Origin of the sequence: Enterobacter cloacae complex sp. IR5402 (assembly GCF_049238125.1) — a bacterium.
GTDB classification, from domain to species: Bacteria; Pseudomonadota; Gammaproteobacteria; order Enterobacterales; family Enterobacteriaceae; genus Enterobacter; species Enterobacter hormaechei_C.
This window is the reverse complement of sequence record NZ_JBMKHO010000011.1, coordinates 86,520-113,024: the sequence shown is the minus strand read 5'-3', so window position 1 is coordinate 113,024 and position 26,505 is coordinate 86,520. Positions and strand designations below refer to the sequence as shown.

At 56.3% G+C, this 26,505-nt stretch carries 28 protein-coding genes; 16 read left to right on the top strand and 12 right to left on the bottom strand.

The features are described 5' to 3' along the window. Positions 1-90 precede the first annotated feature (90 nt). From ACOTXL_RS17685 to mdtH, 7 genes are all read right to left on the bottom strand, one after another. The gene (locus ACOTXL_RS17685; protein ID WP_003858014.1) at positions 91-204 is read right to left on the bottom strand and encodes a YceO family protein; all 114 of its coding nucleotides are present in this window, start codon (positions 202-204) and stop codon (positions 91-93) included. A gap of 50 nt (positions 205-254) precedes the next feature. Then, the gene (gene solA / locus ACOTXL_RS17680; protein ID WP_045350129.1) at positions 255-1,373 is read right to left on the bottom strand and encodes an N-methyl-L-tryptophan oxidase; all 1,119 of its coding nucleotides are present in this window, start codon (positions 1,371-1,373) and stop codon (positions 255-257) included. A gap of 112 nt (positions 1,374-1,485) precedes the next feature. Further along, a complete protein-coding gene (gene bssS, locus ACOTXL_RS17675) occupies positions 1,486-1,740 on the bottom strand; it encodes a biofilm formation regulator BssS (protein ID WP_045350127.1) in 255 nt (84 codons plus the stop codon). A gap of 273 nt (positions 1,741-2,013) precedes the next feature. Further along, positions 2,014-2,259 carry a DNA damage-inducible protein I gene (dinI, locus tag ACOTXL_RS17670; RefSeq protein WP_003858011.1) on the bottom strand — a complete coding sequence of 82 codons (246 nt, stop codon included), beginning with the start codon at positions 2,257-2,259 and terminating at the stop codon, positions 2,014-2,016. A gap of 74 nt (positions 2,260-2,333) precedes the next feature. After that, a complete protein-coding gene (pyrC, locus tag ACOTXL_RS17665; protein WP_023315804.1) occupies positions 2,334-3,380 on the bottom strand; it encodes a dihydroorotase in 1,047 nt (348 codons plus the stop codon). A gap of 128 nt (positions 3,381-3,508) precedes the next feature. Further along, a complete protein-coding gene (locus tag ACOTXL_RS17660; protein WP_023305855.1) occupies positions 3,509-4,069 on the bottom strand; it encodes a lipoprotein in 561 nt (186 codons plus the stop codon). A gap of 98 nt (positions 4,070-4,167) precedes the next feature. Next, positions 4,168-5,376 (bottom strand): multidrug efflux MFS transporter MdtH, encoded by a 1,209-nt coding sequence (gene mdtH / locus ACOTXL_RS17655; protein ID WP_003858008.1) that lies wholly within the window; start codon positions 5,374-5,376, stop codon positions 4,168-4,170. A 236-nt stretch (positions 5,377-5,612) separates the two neighbouring features. On the opposite strand from mdtH, the gene rimJ reads away from it, so the two are divergent. From rimJ to murJ, 4 genes are all read left to right on the top strand, one after another. After that, on the top strand, positions 5,613-6,197 hold the full coding sequence (gene rimJ, locus ACOTXL_RS17650) for a ribosomal protein S5-alanine N-acetyltransferase (protein ID WP_003858007.1): 585 nt from the start codon (positions 5,613-5,615) through the stop codon (positions 6,195-6,197). A 9-nt stretch (positions 6,198-6,206) separates the two neighbouring features. Continuing rightward, positions 6,207-6,857: a YceH family protein gene (locus tag ACOTXL_RS17645; protein ID WP_045350125.1), complete on the top strand. Its 651-nt coding sequence runs from the start codon at positions 6,207-6,209 to the stop codon at positions 6,855-6,857. A gap of 2 nt (positions 6,858-6,859) precedes the next feature. Beyond that, entirely contained in the window at positions 6,860-7,783 is a 924-nt protein-coding gene (locus tag ACOTXL_RS17640; RefSeq protein WP_032658019.1) for a Gfo/Idh/MocA family protein, read from the top strand. Positions 7,784-7,912: 129 nt separating this feature from the next. Further along, a complete protein-coding gene (gene murJ, locus ACOTXL_RS17635; RefSeq protein WP_045350122.1) occupies positions 7,913-9,448 on the top strand; it encodes a murein biosynthesis integral membrane protein MurJ in 1,536 nt (511 codons plus the stop codon). Positions 9,449-9,507: 59 nt separating this feature from the next. Here murJ and flgN read toward each other — a convergent pair whose 3' ends face one another. The 3 genes from flgN to flgA all read right to left on the bottom strand — a co-directional run bounded on the left by flgN (position 9,508) and on the right by flgA (position 10,984). Then, a complete protein-coding gene (gene flgN / locus ACOTXL_RS17630; RefSeq protein ID WP_003858003.1) occupies positions 9,508-9,933 on the bottom strand; it encodes a flagella biosynthesis chaperone FlgN in 426 nt (141 codons plus the stop codon). A gap of 4 nt (positions 9,934-9,937) precedes the next feature. Further along, positions 9,938-10,231, bottom strand: coding sequence for a flagellar biosynthesis anti-sigma factor FlgM (flgM, locus tag ACOTXL_RS17625; RefSeq protein ID WP_003858002.1), 294 nt, complete (start codon positions 10,229-10,231; stop codon positions 9,938-9,940). Positions 10,232-10,324: 93 nt separating this feature from the next. Beyond that, positions 10,325-10,984, bottom strand: a complete 660-nt coding sequence (gene flgA / locus ACOTXL_RS17620) for a flagellar basal body P-ring formation chaperone FlgA (RefSeq protein WP_003858001.1) — start codon at positions 10,982-10,984, stop codon at positions 10,325-10,327. 157 nt (positions 10,985-11,141) lie between these two features. Here flgA and flgB point away from each other — a divergent pair, with 157 nt between their 5' ends. From flgB to flgL, 11 genes are all read left to right on the top strand, one after another. Further along, entirely contained in the window at positions 11,142-11,558 is a 417-nt protein-coding gene (gene flgB / locus ACOTXL_RS17615) for a flagellar basal body rod protein FlgB (RefSeq protein ID WP_003857999.1), read from the top strand. A 3-nt stretch (positions 11,559-11,561) separates the two neighbouring features. After that, positions 11,562-11,966, top strand: coding sequence for a flagellar basal body rod protein FlgC (gene flgC, locus ACOTXL_RS17610; RefSeq protein ID WP_003857997.1), 405 nt, complete (start codon positions 11,562-11,564; stop codon positions 11,964-11,966). 11 nt (positions 11,967-11,977) lie between these two features. Then, positions 11,978-12,688 (top strand): flagellar hook assembly protein FlgD, encoded by a 711-nt coding sequence (gene flgD, locus ACOTXL_RS17605; RefSeq protein ID WP_045350119.1) that lies wholly within the window; start codon positions 11,978-11,980, stop codon positions 12,686-12,688. A 26-nt stretch (positions 12,689-12,714) separates the two neighbouring features. After that, positions 12,715-13,923, top strand: a complete 1,209-nt coding sequence (gene flgE / locus ACOTXL_RS17600; protein WP_003857992.1) for a flagellar hook protein FlgE — start codon at positions 12,715-12,717, stop codon at positions 13,921-13,923. A gap of 20 nt (positions 13,924-13,943) precedes the next feature. Continuing rightward, complete coding sequence (locus ACOTXL_RS17595) at positions 13,944-14,699, top strand: flagellar basal body rod protein FlgF (RefSeq protein ID WP_045350117.1); 756 nt, start codon at positions 13,944-13,946, stop codon at positions 14,697-14,699. A gap of 11 nt (positions 14,700-14,710) precedes the next feature. Further along, positions 14,711-15,493 (top strand): flagellar basal-body rod protein FlgG, encoded by a 783-nt coding sequence (gene flgG / locus ACOTXL_RS17590; protein ID WP_000625853.1) that lies wholly within the window; start codon positions 14,711-14,713, stop codon positions 15,491-15,493. Between the two features lie 57 nt (positions 15,494-15,550). After that, the gene (flgH, locus tag ACOTXL_RS17585) at positions 15,551-16,249 is read left to right on the top strand and encodes a flagellar basal body L-ring protein FlgH (RefSeq protein WP_003857987.1); all 699 of its coding nucleotides are present in this window, start codon (positions 15,551-15,553) and stop codon (positions 16,247-16,249) included. A 12-nt stretch (positions 16,250-16,261) separates the two neighbouring features. Next, entirely contained in the window at positions 16,262-17,359 is a 1,098-nt protein-coding gene (locus tag ACOTXL_RS17580; RefSeq protein ID WP_003857984.1) for a flagellar basal body P-ring protein FlgI, read from the top strand. Continuing rightward, on the top strand, positions 17,360-18,313 hold the full coding sequence (gene flgJ, locus ACOTXL_RS17575; protein WP_017384732.1) for a flagellar assembly peptidoglycan hydrolase FlgJ: 954 nt from the start codon (positions 17,360-17,362) through the stop codon (positions 18,311-18,313). 75 nt (positions 18,314-18,388) lie between these two features. Further along, positions 18,389-20,029 carry a flagellar hook-associated protein FlgK gene (flgK, locus tag ACOTXL_RS17570; RefSeq protein WP_003857979.1) on the top strand — a complete coding sequence of 547 codons (1,641 nt, stop codon included), beginning with the start codon at positions 18,389-18,391 and terminating at the stop codon, positions 20,027-20,029. Positions 20,030-20,045: 16 nt separating this feature from the next. Next, on the top strand, positions 20,046-20,999 hold the full coding sequence (flgL, locus tag ACOTXL_RS17565) for a flagellar hook-associated protein FlgL (protein WP_045350115.1): 954 nt from the start codon (positions 20,046-20,048) through the stop codon (positions 20,997-20,999). A gap of 76 nt (positions 21,000-21,075) precedes the next feature. On the opposite strand, the gene ACOTXL_RS17560 is transcribed toward flgL, so the two are convergent. Then, complete coding sequence (locus tag ACOTXL_RS17560; protein WP_045330545.1) at positions 21,076-22,287, bottom strand: MFS transporter; 1,212 nt, start codon at positions 22,285-22,287, stop codon at positions 21,076-21,078. Positions 22,288-22,396: 109 nt separating this feature from the next. Here ACOTXL_RS17560 and ACOTXL_RS17555 point away from each other — a divergent pair, with 109 nt between their 5' ends. Next, positions 22,397-23,335, top strand: a complete 939-nt coding sequence (locus tag ACOTXL_RS17555; RefSeq protein WP_086598422.1) for a LysR family transcriptional regulator — start codon at positions 22,397-22,399, stop codon at positions 23,333-23,335. Positions 23,336-23,375: 40 nt separating this feature from the next. On the opposite strand, the gene rne is transcribed toward ACOTXL_RS17555, so the two are convergent. After that, complete coding sequence (gene rne, locus ACOTXL_RS17550; RefSeq protein ID WP_045350113.1) at positions 23,376-26,492, bottom strand: ribonuclease E; 3,117 nt, start codon at positions 26,490-26,492, stop codon at positions 23,376-23,378. Positions 26,493-26,505: the final 13 nt, after the last annotated feature.

The following is a 26,505-nucleotide window of genomic DNA, read 5'->3' as shown; positions in this document are numbered from 1 at the left end:
CGCTTCGTTCAATAAATTTGAGGCGACGTTTTTTAAAAAATATAACTTAAATAAATTTAAAGGAGTGTCAATAAACGTCAGCGAGAATGTTCAGAAGAATACAATATAGATAACGTCAATGATCGCCAGTAGCGACCAGAGAACAATGTAGAGCATGAAATGCTCGCGGATGTTATTGATAAGGTAATTCACCAGTCTGCGCATCATGCCCCTCTCGCTAAACAGGCCCCGGTTACTCGGAGCCTGAAGAGGTATTATCGATCAAAGCGCGAGAGCGCGAAGGGCTTGAGATCAAACGAAGGCGCTTTCCCCTGAGCAAACTGGGCGGCGATTTCACCTAACACAGAGGCAAATTTAAACCCGTGACCGCTGAGCCCGGTTACGAGCAGGGTGTTGTCGTGCCCCGGCAGGGTGTCGATGATAAAGTCTTCATCCGGGGTGTTGTCGTAGGTGCACGCTGCGCCGTAAAGCAACCCGCCTACGCCCGGCAGGATATTACGCAGGAACGTGAAGGCTTCGGAACCATCCTGCGGATAAGCTCCGTACGGTTTGCGTTCTTCCGCAGAGGAAATTACCTGCCCGCCGTTATGTTTGCCAATCTTGAGCGCGTCTTTTTCCGAGGGGAAACCGTAGAACTGGTCGCCATTAGGTAACTCGCCTGTAAACGCCGGGAATTTGTTCTGACTGCTGTAACGCCCGTCAGACTGGAACCAGGAGAAGACTTTGCGCACCGGCTGGATGGGCAGGTCCGGCAGCAGTTTCGTCACCCACGTTCCCGCACTCACCAGCAGACGCGTGGCGGTATAATCACCTTCAGACGTGGTGACGGTTGAACCCCCGGCATGGTGGGTGATGCCCGTGACCGGACAGTTAAACAACTGTGCGCAGCCCGCTTTGGCGGCGAGATCAATCCAGGTCTTAATGGCCGTTTCGCTGTGCAGTACGCCAGAGTTGGCTTCAAACAACCCAATGTAGTCTTCAGGGACAGAAATTTCCGGCCAGCGCGCCATGATGCCGTTCGCATCCAGACGTTCGACGTCCAGGCGGTAGGCTTTCGCGCTCTCCTCGACGGTCGCCAGAAACGTGGAGCTGGCTGGCCCCAGGTTAACGACCCCGGTGCGCTCAAAAATGCGTTCTTCAGTGAGGGCGGCCAACTCATCCCACAGCGTCTGAGCCCGAAGCACCAGCGGTACATAGCGCTCACCTTCGCCATAAGCGTGACGGATCAGACGGGTATCGCCGTGATGGCTTCCTTCAGAGTGGGGGGGACGATGGGCGTCAATCATCAGCACATTCAGACCCGCCTGCGTGGCGTAATAACCGGCGGCAGATCCTACGGAGCCGCTTCCGATAATGATCAAATCGTATTTCATAGGCTTCTCTTTACTAACGCTTTGTTAGCAGAGTAATTAACTATGTAGGCTTATACAAGAACGAAATAAATAAGGCACCGCGAGGGTGCCTGTTGAGTGAAGAGGCATAAGTTTAATGCCGTTTATACTCATTTTCCTGGTATTCGCCAGATTCTATTTTTGCGATGCCTGCTTCCAAAATAGAGATAAACTGACGGGCGACGTCTGTTGTAAGCCACAGCGTCTGTCCAACTTCCGCTTCATCACGGTTTAGCTGATTTGGGGTCTGGTAGTGCAAACGCAGCATCAGCGCATCGTAGCTGTCTACGGTGCTGATATCCCAGCCAACAAGCGGATGGGTCTGGATCACTTCACTATTCTTTTCCATTATAACCCCCTTAATGCGTGTTAGAAGACAACGACTTTGAGGTTCAATGCATGTTTTTCTGAAAGCAATTTCAGTATATCAATTAATAAGGGTTCAGCAGGAAAAAATAAACGGGTAGCAACACATTTTTCTGCTTTTTAGGATTGTTCGAGCAATAAAACGCCATCTTGTTCACGATTTTCTAAGAAGATGCTGAAATATTTTGAACTTTCAGGAGACGAAACGAAAAAAAGCCGGGGCGACCCGGCAAAAAACACAATGAGGGAGCAAATTTTAATCAGTGATGAACCAGTCGTCGGCGCTTTCCCATGTTTCCTGCAAAATTTCGCTGATGCGTTCTTTGTCTTCTTTCGCACCGCCGATGACGGAAAGATGGTTTGCTGTCGCATAACGTACCGTTACGGCGCCATCGTTTTCAGGAAAAGTGCTGTTAATACGTCGGGATAGTTCACCCGCCAGAGCGTCGAGTGCGCCAGCAGGCAGGACGGTGGATTTGGCAATGGTGACTTCAATACGCATAAATGCCCCCTGTGTAATATACTGTTTATTTATACAGTTATATTGTCGGTTTGACAACAGGGGGCGACACTTTTTTAGCGTTTTACCGTCCAGTTTACGGTTTCACCGGCCAGGAAGGGGATCAGCGTATCGTCGGTGAGCGCAATCGACGCTTCAACCTGGCTTTCTTTGCGCTCCAGCTCAATGAACGTGTCATTGATCGGCAGACCGTAGAAACGCGGGCCGTTAAGGGAGCAGAAGGCTTCGAAATGGTCTAACGCATTCATCTCTTCAAACACGGTTGCGTAACTTGCCAGGGCGGTCGGGGCGTTAAAGCAGCCTGCACAGCCGCAACTCGCCTCTTTACGGTGACGGGCATGCGGGGCGGAATCTGTGCCGAGGAACGCGCGCGGGAAGCCGCTGGCGACCAGCTCACGTAGCGCCTGCTGGTGGATGTTGCGCTTGAGGATCGGCAGACAATACAGATGTGGGCGAACGCCGCCCACCAGCATGTGGTTACGGTTAAACATCAGGTGCTGCGGGGTGATGGTGGCGGCAATCAGCTCGTTTCCATCCCGGACATACTCTGCGGCATCTTTAGTCGTAATGTGTTCAAACACCACTTTCAGCCCCGGAAGACGCTGGCGCAGCGGCTCCATGACCGTTTCGATAAAACGTGCTTCGCGATCGAAAATATCAATGTCAGCGTGGGTCACTTCCCCGTGCACCAGCAGCGGCATGCCCAGTTTTTGCATACGCTCCAGAACGGGCATGATGGCGTCGATACTGGTCACCCCATGGCTGGAGTTGGTGGTGGCATTCGCCGGGTAGAGCTTCGCGGCGGTGAACACACCTTCGTTAAACCCGCGCTCAACCTCATTGGGATCCAGCGAGTCCGTCAGGTAGCAGGTCATCAACGGGGTAAAATCGTGCCCGGCCGGAACGGCGTCAAGGATACGCTGGCGATAGGCAATCGCGGCCTCGACGGTAGTGACTGGCGGAACCAGGTTAGGCATAACAATCGCACGGCCATAAATTTCGCTGGTATACGGCACGACGGTTTTCAGCATGTCGCCATCACGAAGATGGATATGCCAGTCGTCTGGGCGGCGGATTTTGAGAACCTGGGATTGTACAGTCATGGAAGCTCCGGCTTGAAAGAGATCAGTCATAAGATGGCTGTTTTTGCCGGACACAAATCATAAGCGGAAACGTTTTCGTTTGCACACTATTCCGTTAAAAAAAACGGGCGCCTGAGCGCCCGGAGTATTTAGTCGGTGAAAGGGATGATGATTTCACCCGGTTTCACCTCTATCCCTTTGGCATATTTTTTCGCCAGAGATTCACCTTTGCTTTTGTCTTCGCTCAGAACATAGGCAGGCTGTTGGTTAAAGTAGTTCTGCAACGACTGGTTGAGATACGGCATCAGCGTTTGCAGCACCGGTTTCATTTTATCCGGCGTTACAACCGCATCGACGATTTCCATCTCTTGCAGGAAAATTGCCCCTTTCTCTTTATTAAAGACCGGCAGCGCCTTGAGCTTCAGCTTGATATCCGCTTTCTGATTGCCGAAGAGCGAGGTCATATCGAGGCTGGCATCGCCGGAAAGGGTGACTTTGTTAGGCTCCTCGCGACCAATCTGGCTGGCGAGATTCGTCAGGACGATATGCGCATCCGCAAGGCCGGGCACGCCGATATCTTTTGAAAAGTTATTATGTTTTTCCAGCGCCTGATTAATTTCCTGCTCACTGACGGTGTACTGCGTAAGCTGGTTACATCCCACCAGCAGACCACTGACAATTAACGCAGCGGCAATAACGATCTTTTTCATGGCGTTCCTCAACATAAAATCGGCGCATCTGTCCTGATACGCCAGTATGTCAGGGTGATCCTACAGAAACCAGCAGAAAAAACTGATAATGCAAGAGGTCAGGCGCCAGGCTCCAGCATCCCGCGGGTGCTGCGTTTATCACTGAACTGCCACCAGAGGGCAATCAGCGTCATAAAGCCGACCATGCCGAGCATGACCCACGGCAGCTCCGGCTGATGGAGCGCTTTTCCGGCATCAAACAGCCAGCCGCCACCGGTGTAACCCAGCGCGCCGCCAAGCGCCAGCCCGAGACGGCTGAAGCCCATGTAGCTGCCCCGGGCCCGGGCGTCGGCAAGTGACGCGCTCAGCGTTTCACGGGCTGGCTCGGCAATGATTGAGCCAATATAGAAGGTGCAGATCAGCATAAACAGCTGCTGAAGCGAACTTACCAGACCGATGGGCATCATGCTCAGCGTCATCAGCAACAGCCCGGCCATCAGACGGTGCTCAAGCCGGAAACGGCGCTCGCTCCAGCGGGCAATTGGATAGAGCAGAGTCAGTGAGAGGCAGGCCTCTATGGCATACATCCATTTCACCGCTGCCGGCGTGCCGGCAATATCGTTAACCATAATGGGCAGCATCAGCATGACCTGCACGGCGAGCATGTAGTAGCCGGTCAGGGTTAACACATAGGTGACGAAGCGTTTATCGCTCAACACACGGTCAAGCCCTTCCCGCACAGGTGCTTTCACCGTCGACAGCTTCCATGCGGGCAGAAACAGACCGTTAAACAGCGCGCAGAGAATAAACAACACCGCGCCGGTGGCGCAAACCAGGCGGAAATCGTATTGCAGCAGCCAGCTTCCCAGCAGGGCGCCCACTACCGCGCCAGCGCTGTCCTGCATCATCAAAATCGAGAAGAAGCGCCCCCGATGTTGCGGACGGATAAGCTTAACCACCAGCGCGGTACGCGGTGGGTCGAAAAGGGTGCCGCCAATCCCGGAAAGGAAACAGGAGAACCACAGCAGCCAGGGTTCATGAGCGATTGCCATGGTGGCGAATCCCGCCGCACGTAACAGCATGCCGGTGACGATCATCGGTTTCGCGCCGAAGCGGTCAGCTATTGCGCCGCCAAACACGCCCAGACCCTGTTGTACAAACTGGCGTAGACCCAGCGCGATCCCGACCATCAATGCCGCCCAGCCCATTTGATCGACAAAACGAATTGATATAAGCGGAAAAACGACAAAAAAGCCGAGCACGACCAGCATGTTATCGACGAGCAGGAAATATTTACCCAGGCTCCTGGCCTGTGATACGCGGGACATTTTCCCTCCAGGGAAAATAAAAGGTGAGCACGCTAACATTCTGCGGTGTCGCCGCTCTTTTTCCCATACCCGCTGGCGACAATATTTTTTTATCAAAAAGGTGCTTTGATAGAGAGTTCTCATCGAAAAATGTGAAAAGCGATCAAAATGGTATGTCACTGTTTTCACAGAAGGCGCAGGCACAGGTATAGTAAAGCTAACAGGCAGAGCAGAAGCGACGGGAAGGAGTGGTAACGATGTTTGGCTATCGCAGTAATGTGCCAAAAGTGCGTCTGACGACGGACAGGCTGGTCGTTCGTCTGGTGCATGAGCGTGATGCCTGGCGTCTGGCGGATTATTACGCCGAGAATCGCCAGTTTTTAAAACCCTGGGAACCCGTTCGGGACGAGAGCCACTGCTACCCCTCTGGCTGGCAGGCGCGCCTCAGTATGATTGCGGAATTTCATAAACAGGGAAGTGCGTTTTATTTCGCGCTTCTCGATCCGGAAGAGAAAGAGATCGTTGGCATTGCCAATTTTTCAAACGTGGTACGCGGGTCGTTTCACGCCTGCTATCTCGGGTATTCCATCGGCCAGAAATGGCAGGGACAGGGGCTCATGTTTGAGGCGCTGACGGCGGCGATTCGCTACATGCAGCGCACGCAACATATCCATCGCATTATGGCTAACTACATGCCGCACAATAAGCGCAGCGGCGATCTGCTGGCCCGCCTGGGGTTTGAGAAAGAAGGCTATGCCAAAGATTATCTGCTGATTGACGGCGAGTGGCGGGACCATGTGCTCACCGCGCTCACCACACAGGAGTGGACCGCGGGTCGTTAAGGAGAAAAGATGAAATATCAGTTAAATGGCGCCGAAGCGCGCGTGATCGGCTGCCTTCTGGAAAAGCAGGTCACCACGCCGGAACAGTATCCTCTGTCCGTGAATGCCGTCACGATGGCCTGCAACCAGAAGACGAACCGTGAGCCGGTGATGAACCTTGGCGAGCACGAGGTGCAGGATATCCTTGATGAGCTGGTGAAGCGCCACTACCTGCGCACCGTCAGCGGCTTCGGTAACCGCGTCACTAAATATGAACAGCGCTTTTGTAATTCTGAATTTGGCGATTTAAAACTCAGCGCTGCGGAAGTGGCTGTTATCACCACGTTGCTGCTGCGCGGGGCGCAGACGCCGGGGGAACTGCGCACACGCGCCTCCCGCATGCATGAGTTTCAGGATATGCAGGACGTTGAACAGACGCTGGAGGGATTAGCCTCACGCGAGGACGGTCCCTACGTGGTGCGTCTGCCCCGCGAACCGGGCAAGCGTGAAAGCCGCTACATGCACCTGTTTAGCGGCGACGTGGAGCCCTCTGCGCTGGCCGTCGTATCCGACACGCCAGCATCAAACGAAAGCCTGACCGCGCGCGTGGCAGCCCTGGAAGACGAGGTTGCCGCGCTGAAGCAGCGTCTGGATGCGTTACTCGCACATCTGGGAGATTAATCGTGACAACATTACGCATTGGTGTTGTGGGGCTGGGAGGGATTGCGCAAAAAGCCTGGCTGCCCGTTTTAGGCGCCGCGTCAGACTGGACGCTGCAAGGGGCGTGGTCTCCCACCCGCGAGAAAGCAGAGCGCATCTGCAAAACCTGGCGCATCCCTTATGCCGGTTCGCTACAGGATTTAGCCCGTGAATGTGATGCGGTATTTGTGCATACCTCAACCGCGACGCACTACCAGGTGGTGAGCGAGTTGCTGAATGCAGGCGTTCACGTCTGCGTGGATAAACCCCTGGCGGAAAATGTACAGGATGCTGAGCGACTGATTGAGCTGGCCGCGCGTAAAAAGCTGACGCTGATGGTCGGCTTCAACCGCCGTTTTGCGCCGCTCTATCAGCAGCTTAAAGCGCAGTCCGGCTCGTTCGCCTCTCTGCGTATGGATAAGCACCGTACCGACAGCGTGGGGCCGAGCGATCTGCGCTTCACGCTGCTGGATGATTATCTCCACGTCGTGGATACGGCCCTGTGGCTGAGTAACGGAAAAGCCCAGCTGCAAAGCGGCACGCTGTTGACCAACGAGCAGGGTGAGATGGTTTACGCCGAACATCATTTTGCCGTTGAGCATTTGCAGGTGACGACCAGCATGCATCGTCGGGCGGGCAGCCAGCGCGAGTCCGTGCAGGCCGTTACGGATGGCGCGCTGTATGACGTCACCGATATGCGAGAGTGGCGGGAAGAGAAGGGCAATGGCGTGGTTGCGTTACCCGTTCCCGGCTGGCAGAGCACCCTGGAACAGCGTGGCTTTGTGGGCTGCGCGCGTCACTTCATCACCTGCGTGCAGAATCAGACGGTTCCTGAAACGTCCGGGGAGCAGGCCATTCTGGCGCAGCGCATCGTGGAACGACTCTGGCGCGAAGCCATGTCGGAATAACTCGCTGTAACATCTGCCGATAGTAATTCGTTGAAATCCGGTTAGACTAAGCGCCGCTTGTTGGCTTTGCCGGGTGGCGCTTTCGCTTATCCGTCCTGGAAATCCGTAGGGTTGTGGAACTTCACGTTAATGAACTTATTAAAATCGCTGGCGGCCGTCAGCTCGATGACCATGTTTTCCCGCGTGCTTGGCTTTGCGCGCGATGCCATTGTGGCAAGGGTTTTTGGCGCAGGGATGGCGACTGACGCCTTTTTCGTTGCGTTCAAGCTGCCGAACCTGCTGCGCCGTATTTTTGCCGAAGGGGCTTTCTCACAGGCATTTGTCCCGATCCTTGCGGAATATAAAAGCAAGCAGGGCGAAGATGCCACCCGCGTCTTTGTGGCTTACGTTTCCGGTTTACTGACGCTGGCGCTGGCGATCGTGACCGTCCTGGGCATGCTGGCAGCGCCCTGGGTAATCATGGTAACGGCACCGGGCTTTGCCGACACGGCGGATAAATTTGCCCTGACGACGCAACTGCTGCGGATAACCTTCCCCTATATTCTGCTGATTTCGCTGGCGTCGCTGGTGGGTGCCATCCTGAATACCTGGAACCGCTTCTCCGTGCCGGCCTTTGCCCCCACGTTCCTTAATGTCAGCATGATTGGCTTTGCGCTGTTCGCCGCGCCGCATTTTAACCCACCGGTGCTGGCGCTGGCCTGGGCCGTGACCGTCGGCGGGGTGTTACAGCTTGCTTACCAGCTTCCGCACCTGAAAAAGATCGGCATGCTGGTTCTGCCGCGCATTAGTTTCAAAGATGCGGGCGCAATGCGCGTTATTAAACAGATGGGACCGGCGATACTCGGCGTGTCCGTCAGCCAGATCTCGCTGATCATCAATACCATCTTCGCCTCTTTCCTGGTGTCGGGCTCGGTGTCCTGGATGTACTACGCCGATCGTCTGATGGAGTTTCCATCAGGGGTGCTGGGCGTGGCGCTGGGGACTATTCTGCTGCCGTCGCTGTCGAAAAGTTTCGCCAGCGGCAACCACGATGAATACTGCCGCCTGATGGACTGGGGACTGCGTCTCTGTTTTCTGCTGGCATTGCCAAGCGCGGTGGCGCTGGGGATCCTGGCAAAACCGCTGACGGTGTCGTTGTTCCAGTATGGAAAATTCACCGCCTTTGATGCCGCCATGACCCAGCGTGCACTGGTAGCCTACTCGGTGGGGCTGATGGGGCTGATCGTCGTGAAGGTGCTTGCGCCCGGTTTCTATTCACGTCAGGACATCAAAACGCCGGTTAAGATTGCCATTGTGACGCTGATTATGACGCAGCTGATGAACCTCGCGTTTATTGGACCGCTGAAACACGCGGGGCTGTCATTGTCGATTGGTCTGGCAGCCTGTCTGAACGCCGGGCTGCTGTACTGGCAGCTGCGCAAGCAGGATATCTTCACACCGCAGCCGGGCTGGGCAAGCTTCCTGCTGCGTCTGGCGATCGCGGTAGTGGTGATGGCGGCCGCGCTGGTTGGCATGTTGTATGTCATGCCTGAATGGGCGCAGGGCACCATGCCTTACCGCCTGATACGTCTGATGGCCGTGGTGGCGGTCGGGGTGGTGGCGTACTTTGCCACGCTGGCGGTGCTTGGCTTCAAGGTGAAAGAATTCACCCGCCGCACGGTATAAACGTCAAAAGGGGAGTTCACCAGAAGGTGCTCCCCGCTTCATGACGTGCCGCTACTGCGTCAAATCGAAATCTTTTTCCCGCCCGTGATACGTGCCGTGGCCGTCTGACCATCCGCACCGTACAGCCCCGGCTCTTTATAGGGCTTTAACACCTCAAGCGCCTGCTGATTACGGATAATCTGACCTTCCAGCAGCCAGCCGTTATGCTGGTTGAGATCGCGAAGATGCTGGGTTTTTTCTGTAATGGTCTGCCAGCGTTCGTTGATCTCATCATTGGCGCTGCGTTTCGCGTCTTGCTCAGCGCGTCGCTGTTTTTCCAGATAATCCAGGGTCGCCAGCAGCGAGCTTTTATCTTCAGTTATGCGTTGCAACGCGCTGCCGTTGATTTGACCAGAAGAGAGGTGGTGCTGTTCGGCATCCATCACCGTTTTCAGGTCGTTCAGGACCACCGTCATCTGATCCAGTATTTCTGACAGTCGACTCATACGGTTAGTTACTCTGGAGGAAACTCTGTGCGTCCTGAATCAGCGCATCAGCGATTTTGCTGGTATCCATTTTCAGTTCGCCGTTACGGATAGCCGTTTTCAGCGCTTCAACACGTTCCATGTTGATATCGCTGCTGCCTGGCTGCATCAGCTTCGACTGCGCATCGCTCAGCGTGACGCTGGTGCTGTTAGCCGTCGACGTTTTTTCCAGACGCGTTTTTTGCGGGGCAGCCTCATTCGTTTCGCGAGGTTGTACAGTGCTAACCGGCTTCAGGGCTGATGTACGATCAATGCTCATAGTGTTGTCCTCATCGAGGGTTCGCGGCGTTTGCGCCTGACATCATCATTTGTTGAATATTTATCGGCAGTCGCCGCGAAATCTTTAAAAAGATTACAGGTTAATCAGAATATTCCCATCAGGACCGACCGTGCCGCTGACCACCTGGCCTGAGGACATTCTGACCCGGGCATTTTGCGCCACTGCGGCATTATTCAGCGCTTTTCCTTCGCTGTTGATACTAAAGCCTTCGCCATTGGCGACCACCATCACCTGTTGTCCCGCTTTCACCCGCCATGCCTGGCGCAGCATGGATAGCTGTATCGCCTGTCCAGGGGCGACATCGCGCAGGCTGACCGCCTCCTGAGCCTGGTTAATGTCCAGCATCGTCCGCGGTGGAAGCTGATCCAGACGGCCTCGCTTCAGCGTTACGCTGTCAGGTTGCAGCAGGCTGCCTCGCGGAATCGGAACGGCGGCGACAACATAATTGCCCGTCGCCTGTACCGCAACCTGTAAATACCGTTTTTCATTGGCGCAACGCGCCAGCACGTTCACGTTACCCCATAACTTTGTGCTGCCGGTCACGCTAAATGACGGGGCTTCGCAGGAAGGGTAAAGGTTAGGCGGGGTGCGCACGGTCACGCGTACGTCATCGCTGAAACCGGCCAGCTTCTGCGCAAAGAATGCATTGAGCTGGTCCTCTAACCCCTCAGCCTGCACCAGAGGGCTCAAAAGCAGTAGGGTCGCCGCCAGGCCACGTTTAAAAGTCCGCATCGCACGTTCCACCATGTCCAGAATTAAGCAAATTCTACCCGCAGTGGTTTTCCATCAACGCAACAAATAGCGACGCATTTTGCGCTTATTCCGTCGATAAGGGAGACGCCTTGAGATTTAAGCTGTGAACTGAAATTTTCTCATCAGCGGAGGAGACATGCTCGATAAACTCGACGCCGCGTTACGTTTTCAGCAGGAAGCGCTCAATTTACGCGCCCAGCGGCAGGAGATTTTAGCCGCCAATATCGCCAACGCGGATACCCCCGGGTATCAGGCGCGCGATATTGATTTTTCCAGTGAACTCAAAAAAGTGATGGAGCGTGGACGTGCCGAAGGAACGGGTGTCTCACTGGCCCTGACATCCTCACGTCATATTCCCGCTCAGGCGATGACCGCGCCAACGACCGACCTGCTTTACCGTATTCCCGATCAGCCCTCGCTTGATGGTAACACCGTCGACATGGACAGGGAGCGCACACAGTTTGCCGATAACAGCCTGCAATACCAGACAGGCCTGACGCTACTCGGCGGGCAAATTAAAGGCATGATGACCGTCCTACAGGGGGGCAATTAGTAAATGGCCTTGCTGAATATTTTTGATATCGCCGGTTCGGCATTAACGGCGCAGTCTAAACGACTGAACGTGGCCGCCAGTAACCTGGCCAACGCCGACAGCGTGACCGGCCCTGACGGGCAACCGTATCGCGCTAAACAGGTTGTCTTCCAGGTTGATGCTGCACCGGGTGCGGCAACGGGCGGCGTAAAAGTGGCGGACGTGGTTGAGAGCCAGGCACCCGACAAGCTGGTTTACGAGCCAGGCAACCCGCTCGCGGATGCCAGCGGCTACGTGAAAATGCCGAACGTGGATGTGGTCGGGGAAATGGTGAACTCCATGTCCGCGTCGCGCAGCTACCAGGCAAACGTCGAAGTGCTTAATACCGTGAAGAGCATGATGCTCAAAACACTCACTCTCGGCCAGTAAAGGAGACACGCATGTCCATCGCCGTATACGTGAATGACCCGACAAATACCGGCGTCAATAGCACCAGCAGTGCGACCGGTTCCAGCTCTCTCACCGGGAGCAATGCCTCCGATTTACAGAGCAGCTTCCTGACCCTGCTGGTGGCGCAGCTGAAAAATCAGGACCCGACCAATCCGATGCAGAACAACGAACTGACCACGCAGCTTGCGCAGATCAGTACCGTCAGCGGCATTGAGAAACTGAACACCACGCTCGGCTCGGTCTCCGGTCAAATCGATAATAGCCAGTCCTTGCAGGCCGCCAACCTGATCGGGCACGGGGTGATGATCCCGGGGACCACGATTCTGGCGGGCACCAGCACCACCGATGGCACGTCCACCACCACCACGACGCCGTTTGGCGTTGAGTTGCAGCAGCCGGCCGACAAAGTCACCGCCACCATCAAAGACGCCAGCGGCAACGTGGTGCGCACGATTGAGATTGGCGAGCTTAAAGCGGGCGTTCATACCTTTACCTGGGATGGCAGCCTGACCGACGGCACTAAAGCGCCTAACGGCTCGTATCAGGTTGCGATTAGCGCCAGCAACGGCACCACTCAGCTGGTGGCTCAGCCGCTACAGTTTGCCCTGGTTCAGGGCGTCATCAAAGGTAGCGATGGTAACAAACTGGATTTGGGTACCTCCGGTACCACCACACTCGACGAAGTTCGGCAGATTATCTAAGCCTTCATACTTATCAGGAGTAAGTCATGGCCTTTTCTCAAGCGGTCAGCGGCCTGAATGCTGCGGCCACCAACCTGGACGTCATTGGCAACAACATCGCCAACTCCGCGACCTATGGTTTTAAATCCGGTTCTGCGTCTTTTGCAGATATGTTTGCAGGCTCTAAAGTGGGCCTGGGCGTGAAGGTGGCGGGTATCACCCAGGACTTCACCGACGGGACGACCACCAACACCGGTCGCGGTCTGGACGTCGCCATCAGCCAGAACGGTTTCTTCCGTATGGTGGATGCCAACGGTTCCGTATTCTACAGCCGCAACGGCCAGTTCAAGCTGGATGAAAACCGTAACCTGGTGAACATGCAGGGGCTTCAGTTAACCGGTTATCCGGTTGCCGGCACGCCACCTACGGTGCAAACCGGTGCGAATCCGCAGGCGATCTCCATCCCAACGACGCTGATGGCGGCGAAGTCCACCACCACGGCCTCTCAGCAGATCAACCTGAACTCCACCGATACCGCACCAACCGTCGCCTTCGACCCGGCCAACCCTGACTCTTACAACAAGAAAGGCACCGTGACGGTGTTTGACAGCCAGGGTAATGCGCACAACATGAACCTGTTCTATGTCAAAAACGCGACGCCAGCTAACTCCTGGAAGGTGTATTCCCAGGACGGCAGCGTAGCAGGAGATGCCGCGAAACTGGCAACCACGCTGACCTTTAACGCGAGCGGCGTGCTGACGGGTGGCGATGATATCAAGATCACTACGGGCACCGTTCCGGGCGCGACGCCAGCCACGTTTGACATGAGTTTCGCCAACTCCATGCAACAGAATACCGGTGCGAACAACATCGTGGCGACGAGCCAGAACGGTTATAAGCCGGGCGATCTGGTGAGCTACCAGATCAACGATGACGGTACCGTTGTCGGTAACTATTCGAACGAACAGACCCAGGTGCTGGGCCAGATCGTGCTGGCAAACTTCGCCAACAACGAAGGCCTGAAATCCGAAGGGGACAACGTCTGGTCTGCCACGCAGTCTTCCGGTGTTGCCCTGCTGGGTACTGCGGGTTCCGGTAACTTCGGCACGCTGACCAACGGCGCGCTGGAAGCCTCTAACGTCGATCTGAGTAAAGAGCTGGTGAACATGATCGTCGCGCAACGTAACTACCAGTCCAACGCGCAGACCATCAAAACCCAGGATCAGATCCTTAACACGCTGGTTAACCTGCGTTAAGCAGCTGACGGGAAAGCGCAATGGATCACGCAATATATACAGCGATGGGCGCAGCAAGCCAGACGCTCAACCAGCAGGCTGTTACCGCCAGCAACCTGGCGAACGCCTCCACGCCAGGTTTTCGTGCGCAGCTCAACGCGCTGCGTGCGGTGCCGGTAGAAGGGCTGTCATTGCCCACGCGTACGCTGGTCACCGCTTCCACGCCGGGCGCCGACATGACGCCAGGCCAGATGGATTACACCGCGCGTCCGCTGGACGTTGCCCTTCAGCAGGACGGCTGGCTGGCGGTGCAAACGGCTGACGGCGGGGAAGGGTATACCCGCAACGGTAATATCCAGGTGAGCGCCACCGGGCAGCTGACGATTCAGGGGCATCCGGTGATGGGCGAAGCCGGTCCGTTGACGGTGCCGGAAGGGTCAGAGCTGACCATTGCGGCAGACGGGACGATTTCGGCGTTAAACCCGGGCGACCCGGCTAACACCGTTGCGCCTGTCGGTCGTCTGAAGCTGGTGAAAGCGGAAGGCAACGAAGTGCAGCGTGGCGATGACGGGATGTTCCGTCTGACCCAGGCGGCGCAGGCCACGCGTGGCGCCACGTTACAGGCCGACCCGACCATCCGCGTGATGTCCGGCGTGCTGGAAGGCAGTAACGTCAAACCGGTAGAAGCCATGACCGACATGATCGCCAGCGCCCGCCGCTTCGAAATGCAGATGAAAATTATCAGCAGCGTCGTTGAAAACGCAGGCAAGGCTAACCAACTTCTGGCTATGAGTTAACAGGAATCCCTATGATCAGTTCTTTATGGATCGCGAAAACCGGTCTGGACGCACAGCAAACCAATATGGATGTGATTGCCAACAACCTGGCAAACGTCAGCACCAATGGTTTCAAGCGCCAGCGTGCGGTTTTCGAAGATTTGCTTTATCAAACGATTCGTCAGCCAGGGGCGCAGTCTTCTGAGCAAACCACGCTGCCGTCCGGTCTGCAAATTGGTACCGGCGTGCGCCCGGTTGCCACCGAGCGTCTGCACAGCCAGGGCAACCTGTCCCAGACCAACAACAGTAAAGACGTTGCCATCAAAGGTCAGGGTTTCTTCCAGGTGCAGCTGCCTGACGGGACCTCCGCCTATACCCGCGATGGTTCGTTCCAGGTGGATCAGAATGGTCAGCTGGTGACAGCGGGCGGCTTCCAGGTTCAGCCTGCGATCACCATCCCGGCGAACGCGCTGAGTATCACCATTGGTCGTGACGGTATCGTCAGCGTCACTCAGCAAGGTCAGGCCGCGCCGGTCCAGGTTGGACAGCTCAATCTGACGACCTTCATGAACGATACCGGACTGGAAAGCATCGGTGAGAACCTCTACACCGAAACGCAGTCTTCCGGCACGCCAAATGAAAGTACCCCGGGCCTGAACGGGGCGGGGCTGCTGTATCAGGGGTATGTGGAAACCTCGAACGTTAACGTGGCGGAAGAGCTGGTGAATATGATCCAGGTCCAGCGCGCCTATGAAATTAACAGTAAAGCAGTGTCGACGACCGACCAGATGCTGCAAAAACTGACGCAACTCTAAGGTGTAGCCCGGTGCGGTAAACGTCGCACCGGCTCCCTGTTTTCGAAGATGAAGGCAATGCAAAAAAACGCGGCGTTTCGTTATCCGATCCTGACTGTTCTGGCCGTCACCCTCAGCGGGTGTGCCTGGATCCCGTCTAAACCATTGGTACAGGGTGCGACTACCGCCCAACCCGTTCCCGGCCCCGCGCCGGTGGTGAACGGTTCTATTTTCCAGACCGCGCAGCCGATTAACTACGGTTATCAGCCGCTGTTTGAAGACCGTCGTCCGCGTAACGTCGGCGATACGCTGACCATTGTGTTGCAGGAAAACGTCAGCGCGAGCAAGAGCTCGTCGGCGAACGCCAGCCGCGACGGCAAAACCAATTTTGGCTTCGACACCGTACCGCGCTATCTGCAAGGGCTGTTCGGCAACGCCCGTGCGGATGTGGAAGCCTCCGGCGGCAACACCTTTAACGGTAAAGGTGGCGCGAACGCCAGCAATACCTTCAGCGGAACGCTGACGGTAACGGTTGACCAGGTTCTGGTGAACGGCAACCTGCACGTGGTGGGCGAAAAACAGATCGCCATTAACCAGGGTACGGAATTCATTCGTTTCTCCGGTGTGGTTAACCCTCGCACTATCAGCGGCACCAACACCGTACCGTCCACCCAGGTGGCGGATGCGCGCATTGAGTACGTCGGCAACGGCTACATCAACGAAGCGCAAAATATGGGCTGGCTGCAACGCTTCTTCCTTAATCTATCGCCGATGTAAGCGAGGTGACCTATGTATAAATTTCTCTTCGCCGTGGCGCTGTCGTTGGTCGCTACCGTTGCGCAGGCCGATCGCATACGCGATCTCACCAGCGTGCAGGGCGTGCGCGAAAACTCCCTGATTGGCTATGGCCTGGTGGTGGGGCTGGATGGGACGGGTGACCAGACGACCCAGACGCCGTTCACCACCCAGAGCCTGAACAACATGCTCTCGCAGCTCGGTATTACCGTACCGGCCGGGACCAACATGCAGCTGAAAAACGTGGCGGCCGTGATGGTGACCGCGTCTTATCCGGCCTTTGCGCGTCAGGGGCAGACCATCGACGTGGTTGTCTCGTCGATGGGTAATGCCAAAAGCCTGCGTGGCGGTACGTTGCTGATGACGCCGCTGAAAGGCGTCGACAGCCAGGTGTATGCTCTGGCGCAGGGCAACATTCTGGTTGGCGGAGCAGGTGCGTCGGCGGGCGGCAGCAGCGTGCAGGTGAACCAGCTGAACGGGGGACGTATTACCAACGGCGCGATCATCGAACGTGAGCTGCCGACCCAGTTCGGCACCGGCAACACCATTAACCTGCAACTGAATAACGAAGACTTTACGATGGCGCAGCAGATCGCTGACACCATCAACCGCAGCCGGGGCTACGGCAGCGCCACCGCGCTGGATGCCCGCACCGTGCAGATCCGCACGTCAACCGGCAGCAGCAACCAGGTGCGAATGCTGGCCGATATCCAGAATATGGAAGTGAACGTGCCGGTTCAGGATGCGAAAGTCATTATCAACTCCCGAACCGGCTCGGTGGTGATGAACCGCGAAGTGACGCTGGACAGCTGCGCCGTGGCGCAGGGCAATCTCTCCGTCACGGTTAACCGCTCGGCCAACGTCAGCCAGCCGGATACCCCGTTTGGTGGCGGTCAGACGGTAGTGACCCCGCAAACGCAGATTGATTTACGACAGAGCGGCGGTTCGTTGCAGAGCGTGCGCTCCAGCGCCAACCTGAACAGCGTGGTGCGTGCTCTGAACGCGCTGGGTGCAACGCCAATGGATCTGATGTCCATTCTGCAATCCATGCAAAGTGCAGGCTGCCTGCGCGCTAAACTGGAAATCATCTAAATGCTGACCGATAGCAAACTGTTGACCAGTGCCGCCTGGGATGCCCAGTCGCTCAACGAGCTGAAAACCAAAGCGGGCAAGGATCCGGCGGCGAATATCCGCCCGGTTGCCCGTCAGGTGGAAGGCATGTTCGTGCAGATGATGTTGAAAAGCATGCGTGAAACTCTGCCGAAAGATGGCATGTTCAGCAGTGATTCCACGCGGCTTTACACCAGCATGTACGATCAGCAGATTGCCCAGCAAATGACCGCCGGAAAGGGGCTCGGCCTGGCGGACATGATCGTGAAGCAGACCGCAGCCGCTCAGGGACTCCCGCCTGAAGAGGCTCCGCCGCAGGTGCCGCTGAAGTTTGATCTGGAAAAGGTGACCAGTTATCAAAATCAGGCGCTAACGCAGATGGTGCGTAAGGCGATGCCGAAGCCGGCAGAAACGCGTGACGAGCCGCTCTCCGGCGACAGCAAAGACTTCCTGGCGCAGCTCTCCCTGCCGGCGCGTCTTGCCAGTGAAGAGAGCGGCGTGCCGCACCATCTGATTCTGGCGCAGGCGGCGCTGGAGTCGGGCTGGGGGCAACGTCAGATCCGCAGGGAGAACGGCGAGCCGAGCTTCAACATCTTTGGCGTGAAGGCCACCTCCAGCTGGAAAGGGCCGACCACTGAAATCACCACCACCGAATATGAAAACGGTGCGGCAGTGAAGGTGAAAGCCAAATTCCGCGTCTACAGCTCGTATCTGGAAGCGTTGTCGGATTATGTCGGGCTGCTGAGCCGGAACCCGCGCTACACTGCGGTGACCCAGGCCGCCACGCCAGAGCAGGGCGCTCAGGCATTGCAGAATGCCGGCTACGCGACCGATCCAAACTATGCACGCAAGCTGACCAGCATGATCCAGCAGCTGAAATCCATGTCTGAGAAGGTCAGTAAAGCGTATAGCACAGATCTCGAAAATCTGTTCTGAAAGTTCTCAAGTCCCGGAGGAGGTTGCCGATAACCTTCATCAGGACTCGTGTCTGAACGTATAAAAGGAACCCCCATGTCCAGTTTGATTAACAGCGCCATGAGTGGCCTCAGTGCTGCGCAGTCGGCACTCAATACCGTCAGTAATAATATTTCAAGCTACAACGTGGCAGGTTATACCCGCCAGACCACCATTCTGGGGGCATCAAACAGCACCCTGACCGGTGGTGGCTGGGTGGGTAACGGGGTCTATGTCTCCGGCGTTCAGCGTGAATATGATGCGTTTATCACCAACCAGCTGCGTGCGGCGCAGAACCAGAGCAGTGGGCTGACCACGCGCTACCAGCAGATGTCAAAAATTGACGACGTGCTGTCGGATACCACGAACTCGCTTTCTGCCAACCTCCAGGATTTCTTTAAAAGCCTGCAAACGCTGGTGAGTAACGCAGAAGATCCGGCTGCACGCCAGACGGTGCTCGGTAAGGCGGATGGTCTGGTAAACCAGTTTAAAACCAACGATCAATATCTCCGCGATCAGGATGCGCAGGTCAATACGGCGATTTCTACCAGCGTCGATCAGATCAATAACTATGCGAAGCAGATTGCTAACCTTAACGATCAGATCTCCCGGCTGACTGGCGTAGGGGCGGGCGCATCCCCGAACGAACTGCTCGATCAGCGCGATCAGCTGGTGAGTGAACTGAACAAGATTGTCGGTGTGGACGTTACCGTACAGGACAGCGGCACGTATAACATCTCTATCGCCAACGGTTACACCCTGGTACAGGGCAGCAACGCAAGTCAGCTGGCGGCGGTGAAATCCAGTGCGGACCCAGCGCGTACAACGATTGCGTATGTGGATGCCGCAGCAGGCAACGTGGAGATCTCAGAAAAACAGATCACCACGGGGTCGCTTGGAGGGCTGTTAACGTTCCGTTCTCAGGATCTGGATCAGGCGCGAAACACCCTCAACCAGATGGCGCTGGCGTTTGCGGATGCCATGAATACCCAGCACCAGGCGGGCTTTGACGCCAACGGAGATAAAGGCGGCAAGCTGTTTGATTTTGGCTCCCCGGCAGTGCTGAGTAACGGCAAAAACACCGGAAGCGCGTCCGTTACGGCAACGATGACGGACAGTACCAAGGTCCAGGCGACAAATTACAAAGTTGAGTATAACGGTACTGACTGGACAATCACGCGTCTGTCGGACAACACCAGCTTCACGGCCAAGCCTGACGCCAGCGGTAATCTTTCGTTTGATGGTCTTAACGTTAAGATTAGCGGCTCAGCCAATAATAAAGACAGTTTCATCGTCAAACCGGTGAATGACGTCATTGTGAATATGGACGTTGCGATCAGCGACGAATCCAAACTGGCGATGGCCTCCGCGCAAGGAAGCGGCGAAAGTGACAATACCAATGGCCAGAAGCTGCTGGATTTGCAGAGCGCTAAGCTGGTGGGGGGGAACAAAACCTTTAACGATGCTTATGCCGCGCTGGTCAGTACGGTGGGCAGCACCACGGCGTCGCTGAAAACCAGCAGCGAAACCAAAGTTAACGTGGTGACGCAGCTGACCAAACAACAGCAGTCAATCTCCGGGGTTAACCTGGATGAAGAGTATGGCAACCTGCAACGCTATCAGCAGTACTATCTGGCGAATGCGCAGGTGCTGCAAACGGCGAGCACGCTGTTTGATGCATTGATCAATATCCGCTAAGGCTGAGGCATAAAAAATGCGTATTAGTACTCAAATGATGTATGAGCAAAGCATGCGCGGCGTGACGAACTCACAAAGTCTCTGGCTCAGCTACGGCGAGCAGATGTCTACGGGGAAGCGCATCAACCGTCCATCTGACGATCCGATTGCCGCCTCGCAGGCCGTTGTGCTCTCTCAGGCTCAAACGCAAAACAGTCAGTATGCGCTGGCGCGCTCCTTCGCTACGACGAAAGTCTCGCTGGAAGAGAACGTGTTATCGCAAGTGACAACCGCTATCCAGGCTGCTCAGGAAAAGATTGTCAATGCGGGCAACGGTACGTTAAGTGACGATGACCGCGCTTCGCTGGCCACGAACCTGCAAGGTATTCGCGATCAGCTCATGAACCTGGCTAACAGCACGGACGGTAACGGCCGCTATATTTTTTCCGGTTACAAGACCGAAGCGGCGGCTTTCGACCAGGCTACGGGTGATTATAAGGGCGGCGGAACGCCAATCAGCCAGCAGGTTGACTCCGCGCGCACGATGCAAATCAGCCATACGGGCACTGAAGTTTTCGATAGCTTCACCAGCAATGCGAAGCCAGAGCCAGATGGTAGTAAACCGGAAACGAATTTGTTCAAGATCCTCGACTCCGCAATTGAAGCGCTGAATACGCCGATTGGGGAGGATGAAACGAAAGCCGAGGCGTTTACGGCGGCTATTGATAAAGCCACCCGTGGCCTGAGCAACTCCCTCAACAACGTGCTGACCGTGCGCGCCGACCTCGGCATCAAGCTGGATGAGCTGGGCAAGCTGGACGCTCTGGGTGAAGACCGCGCGCTGGGTCAGACCCAGCAGATGAGTAACCTGGTTGACGTGGACTGGAACTCGGTGATTTCGTCCTACACCATGCAGCAGGCGGCGTTGCAGGCCTCGTATAAAGCCTTTAGCGATATGCAGGGTATGTCTTTGTTCCAGATGAACAGATAAGACTCTGACCTGTTTAACATGTCTTGAAACTGGGCATGTTTTGACTGCCCAACCCGTCCGGGTTGGGCATTTTTTTTTAAACACTTTCTGCCTGTGCGGACAGCACCCGGGCGCTTTCAATCACTCTGATAGCCAGCGCAATGGCACCACACAGGGTTGCCAGAGCCACCACGCCAGACCAGCCTGCCAGCGTGTAGATATTGCTGCCTAATGCCGAACCCAGCGCCATTCCGATGAAAATGACGGTAAACAGCAGGGCGTTCAGGCGTCCGCGGGCCTGCGGCTCAAGGCTGTAGACCAGATTCTGGTGGGCCACGAGGCTGGACTGCAAGCCGAGATCGAAACCGACCGCGGAGAGGGCAATCAGGATCAACTGACCGTGTATATCCAGTGCCGGCATCAGGAACATCAGGGCAAACGAGAGGGTCACCAGCGCGGCACCCAGTTGGGTGACTTTACCGGCGCCCAGCTTATCTGCCAGACCACCTGCCAGCGGTGCGGCCAGCGCGCCAGCGGCTCCGGCAATACCAAATCCACCCGCCACAGCGCTGCCAAGGTGATACCGTTCCAGCAGCATGACCGCCAGCGTTGACCAGAATGCGCTAAAGGCAATCGACAGAAACCCCTGGGCCAGCGCGGCCCGACGCAGCGCCGGGTAGCGGCGCCAGAGGTGTTCCATGGAGCGCATCAGCGCCGGGTAGCTCAGCGTGGAGTGAACGGCGAAGCGGGGAAGCACGGCCCACATGACCACGCCGACAAAGGCAATACTTGCGGCGGCCAGCTGATACATCACCCGCCAGCCAAAGGCTTCACCCACCACGCCGCTCACGGTTCTGGAGAGCAAAATCCCCAGCAGCAGGCCGGTCATCACCGTGCCGACCGTTTTTCCCTGTTTGCCTTCCGGTGCGAGGATCGCTGCGGCCGGGACAATATCCTGCGCCATGGTGGCGGCCATGCCAATCAGCAGGCTGGTGAGCAGCAGGGAGTGCAATTGTCCGGTCAGGCTACAACCCAGCAGGAACAGCGCCAGAGCCGCACTTTTTATCAGGATCAGCGTTCTGCGATCATGACGATCGCCGAGCGGCAGCAGAAACAGGATACCTAAGGCATAACCCGCCTGGGTAAGCGTCGGGACCATGCCCATGCCTTCGATGCTCAGGTTCAGGTCTGAGCCCATCAGCGGCAGCAGAGGCTGGGCATAATAGATGGATGCCACGCTAAAGCCCGCACCGAGCGCCAGCATTAAGATTACCCAGCGGCTTACAGCCCGGGTGGTAGTTGTGTTCATAAGATGTTCCTCATTCGTCGTGTGCGGCTATTTTTTATCAGTACGCCTTGCGACGGTAGCGGGCGCGGTGGTAAAACGCTTATACGTGTAGCGTATGGATGGAAATGATATGAAAAGGCCTGAGCGTATAGATCGGGTAGAACTGATGCGAACGTTTGTTCGCATTGTGGAGGCGGGGTCTCTTTCTGCGGCAGCACGTCAGCTGGCAACAACCCAGGCCACGGTGAGCCGACGGTTGCAGTCGCTTGAGACCATGCTGGGAGTACGCCTGATGCTGCGCACAACCCATACGACCCGGCTGACCGATGACGGCGAACGCTGCTATCAGCATGCCCGACGGGTGATTGACAGCTGGCTGGCACTGGAAGACGAGGTAGGGCAGACGGAAGATGAACCGGTTGGGGTGCTGAGGGTGCGCGCCCCGCACGCGTTTGGCCAGGATCAGCTTCTGAAACCGTTAACCGAATTTTTGCAGCGCTATCCCCAGCTTTCTGTTGAGTGGATGCTCAACGATCGCTCGGTTGATTTCCTCGGCGACAACCTTGACTGTGCTATTCGGGTGGGTGTGGAAGTCGATCCGGCAACCGTGTCCGTGCTGCTGGCTGAAGTGCCGCGCTCGGTGGTGGCTTCACCGGAATTACTGGCCCGTTATCCCGCGGTTAAAACGCCGGAAGATTTGCAACAGCTTCCCTGGATTGCCATCAGCTCTTTTTATCAACGCCATGTGGAGCTTTTCCACGATGCATCATCTGCCCCGACGCGGGTTACCATTACGCCACGCCTGAGTACCGACAGCCTGTATGTGGCGCGCAATACGGCACTCACCGGGCTAGGCGTTGCGGTGGTATCCAGCTGGACAGTACAGGATGATATTCAGGAAGGACGACTGGTGCATCTACTGCCAGAGTGGCAGCCGGCAGCGCTACCGGTACATCTGGTTTACCCCTGGTCTCGTTATTATCCGGCGCGCTTGCGGCGTTTTCTGGAGCTGATGCGGCAGATAATGCCGGAGGTTACCGGAATGAGAAAGCCCCTGCAACAGCCATAAAAAAGCCGACCCGAAGGTCGGCTTTCAGTATTAGCGTGCGTTATTCAACAGGCTGAGGACGAGTAGCTGGCGCAGTAGCCATGTGCGTTGCACTGTGACCACCGGCAGCACCTTTGCCTTCGAAGTTGAATGCCGGACGAACCCAGTCGCTATGGCGTGGCGCTTCAGGTACATACTCAGGTGCCGGGGCGCGAGTCATCGGCGCGGTAGCAACGTGAGCAGGCGCTACAGCTGCAACGACCTCAATCGGCTCTGATTTCACTTCAGGCGCTTTGACCTCTTCGACAACAGGTTCAACCTGAATCTCGACGTCCTGAACAACCTCTTCAGTCACCGTTTCGACGGCAACGTCTGCGGTCTCTTCTGCTGCGGAGACTGGCTCAGCGTCTTCCGCGACTTCTTCAGCCACCACGGTATCTTCTTCGGCAATGATCTGCGGAGCGGCATCAACCGGCGCAGCAATGACTTCAGGATGAGTCGTTTCCACTTCCACAGCCTGCGGTGCCGCCGTGTCAACAACCTGCGGTTCAACCACGGTTGCCGCTTCAGTCACGACGTCTTCCACCGCTGCTACCGGTGCAATCACCTCTTGGGTCACAGCCTGTTCTTCAATAGCCTGCTCCGGGCGAGCAACCGGATAACGGATCCAGACTTTACCGGATGCCATCTCTGGTGACGCACACGCCACGGTCAATGGCATTGGCGACTGAGTTGGGTAACGCTCGTCACGGTAACGACGACGACGCTGACCGCTCACGCGCAGATGACGCGGAGAACGACGGGAGCGACGCGGCATACCTGCGTTGTCACGGTTTTCGCTGCTTTCGTCCTGCTCAACCTGATTTTCTACTACGGCTGGCAGGTCAACTTTCGCAACCTGTGTACCCGTTGTGCTTTCTGCTGCTTCAACCGCGATAACGTCGTTTTCTTCCGCCTGAACAGCACCCACACGCACTTTCTGGGTCAGCTGACGCTGCTTACGACGCGGCATAACCTGAGTACGCTCTTCCTGCTCCGTGTCCTGCTGTTCAACAGGCGCTTCGCGGTTCAGGTTTTTGACTTCCTGCTGGGCCTGGCGTTTCTCGTCGTTACGACGACGGTTACGCTCGCGGCGAGGTTGCTGCTCGTCACGCTGTTTGCTCTTCTCGGACTCATCGCCCGCCTGCTGGCGAATCTCACGATCTTCAACGTTCTGCTGTTGCTTCTCGCGACGGTTGCGACGGTTGTCCTCGCGTTGTTCACGACCTTCGTTGTTCTCGGAACGATTATCACGGCGCTCGTTACGATCGCTACGGTCGTTGCGGTCATTACGATCGCGACGATTGTTCTGACGCTTACGACGGTCCTGCTGACGCTCTGGTTTCGCTTCTTTTGGCGCTTCTTTCGGCTGCTCAGGCTGAACTTCTTCGCCAGCGAACATTTTTTTCAGCGCGCCGAAGATGCGGCTCAGGAGACCCGGCTGCTCAGGCTGCGCTTTTGGCACGGCAGGGGCCGCCTTTTGCACGGCAGGTTTTGCCGCTGGTTTTTCCAGCGTCGCTTCCGGCGGGGCTTCCGGCATGATGAAGGTTGCTAATGCAGGCTGCTCAGGCAGTTTACGCTCGGCAGGCTCTTCATCCGATGGCAGCGCCATTTCTTCTTCATGCAGCTTCGGTAGCAGGTAGCTGAGGGTGCTTGTCTCTTCACCTTTACGCACGCGCAGCACGTGATAGTGCGGGGTCTGCATCTCGTCGTTTGGCACGATGATGCAGCGAACGCCGCCCTGTCGCGCTTCGATTGCGCTCACCGCTGCACGTTTTTCGTTCAGCAGGTAGGAGGCAATCGGCACCGGAACAATGGCGTGAACCTCTTTGGTGTTCTCTTTCAGCGCTTCTTCTTCAATCAGACGCAGAATAGAGAGGGAGAGCGATTCATTGTCACGCACGGTACCTGTCCCGGAACAGCGCGGGCAGACGTGATGGCTGGACTCGCCGAGTGACGGGCTCAGACGCTGACGGGACATTTCCAGCAGGCCGAAGCGCGAGATATGGCTAATCTGGATACGCGCGCGATCCTGGCGCACCGCTTCACGCAGACGGTTTTCAACCGCACGCTGGTGGCGAACCGGGGTCATGTCGATGAAGTCGATAACAATCAGACCACCCAGGTCGCGCAGGCGGAGCTGGCGGGCGATTTCATCAGCGGCTTCTAGGTTGGTGTTGAAGGCGGTCTCTTCGATGTCGCCGCCGCGGGTTGCACGCGCGGAGTTGATGTCGATAGCGGTCAGCGCTTCGGTGGTATCGATAACGATAGAACCGCCGGACGGCAGACGCACTTCACGCTGGAAGGCAGACTCGATCTGGGATTCAATCTGATAGTGGCTGAACAGCGGGATTTCACCGGTGTACAGTTTAATTTTGCTGGTGAAATCCGGGCGACCCAGCGCGGCGATGTGCTGGCGAGCCAGCTCAAGCACTTTCGGGTTATCAATCAGAATTTCACCGATGTCCTGACGCAGATAATCACGGAAGGCACGCACAATGACGTTGCTTTCCTGGTGGATCAGGAACGGAGCAGGACGGCTTTCAGCCGCTTTCTTGATGGCTTCCCAGTGCTTCAGACGGAAGCTCAGGTCCCACTGCAATGCTTCGGCAGATTTGCCGACGCCTGCGGTGCGCACGATAAGGCCCATGCCGTCTGGTAGCTCAAGACTTGCCAGCGCTTCTTTCAGCTCTGTACGGTCATCACCTTCGATACGGCGAGAGATGCCACCCGCACGCGGGTTGTTTGGCATCAACACCAGATAGCTTCCTGCCAGACTGATAAAGGTGGTCAGTGCGGCACCTTTGTTGCCACGCTCTTCTTTATCGATCTGGACGATAACTTCCTGACCTTCACGCAGAACATCTTTAATGTTCGGACGGCCATGGGAGTTGTAGTTTGCAGGAAAATATTCGCGGGCGATTTCTTTGAGAGGAAGGAAACCGTGACGCTCAGCACCGTAATCGACAAATGCAGCTTCAAGGCTTGGTTCAATGCGGGTGATTTTGCCTTTGTAAATGTTCGCTTTTTTCTGTTCGTGTCCAGGACTTTCGATATCCAGATCGTACAGGCGCTGCCCATCCACAAGGGCGACACGCAACTCTTCTTGCTGAGTTGCGTTGATTAACATTCTTTTCATCGTAACTTACTCG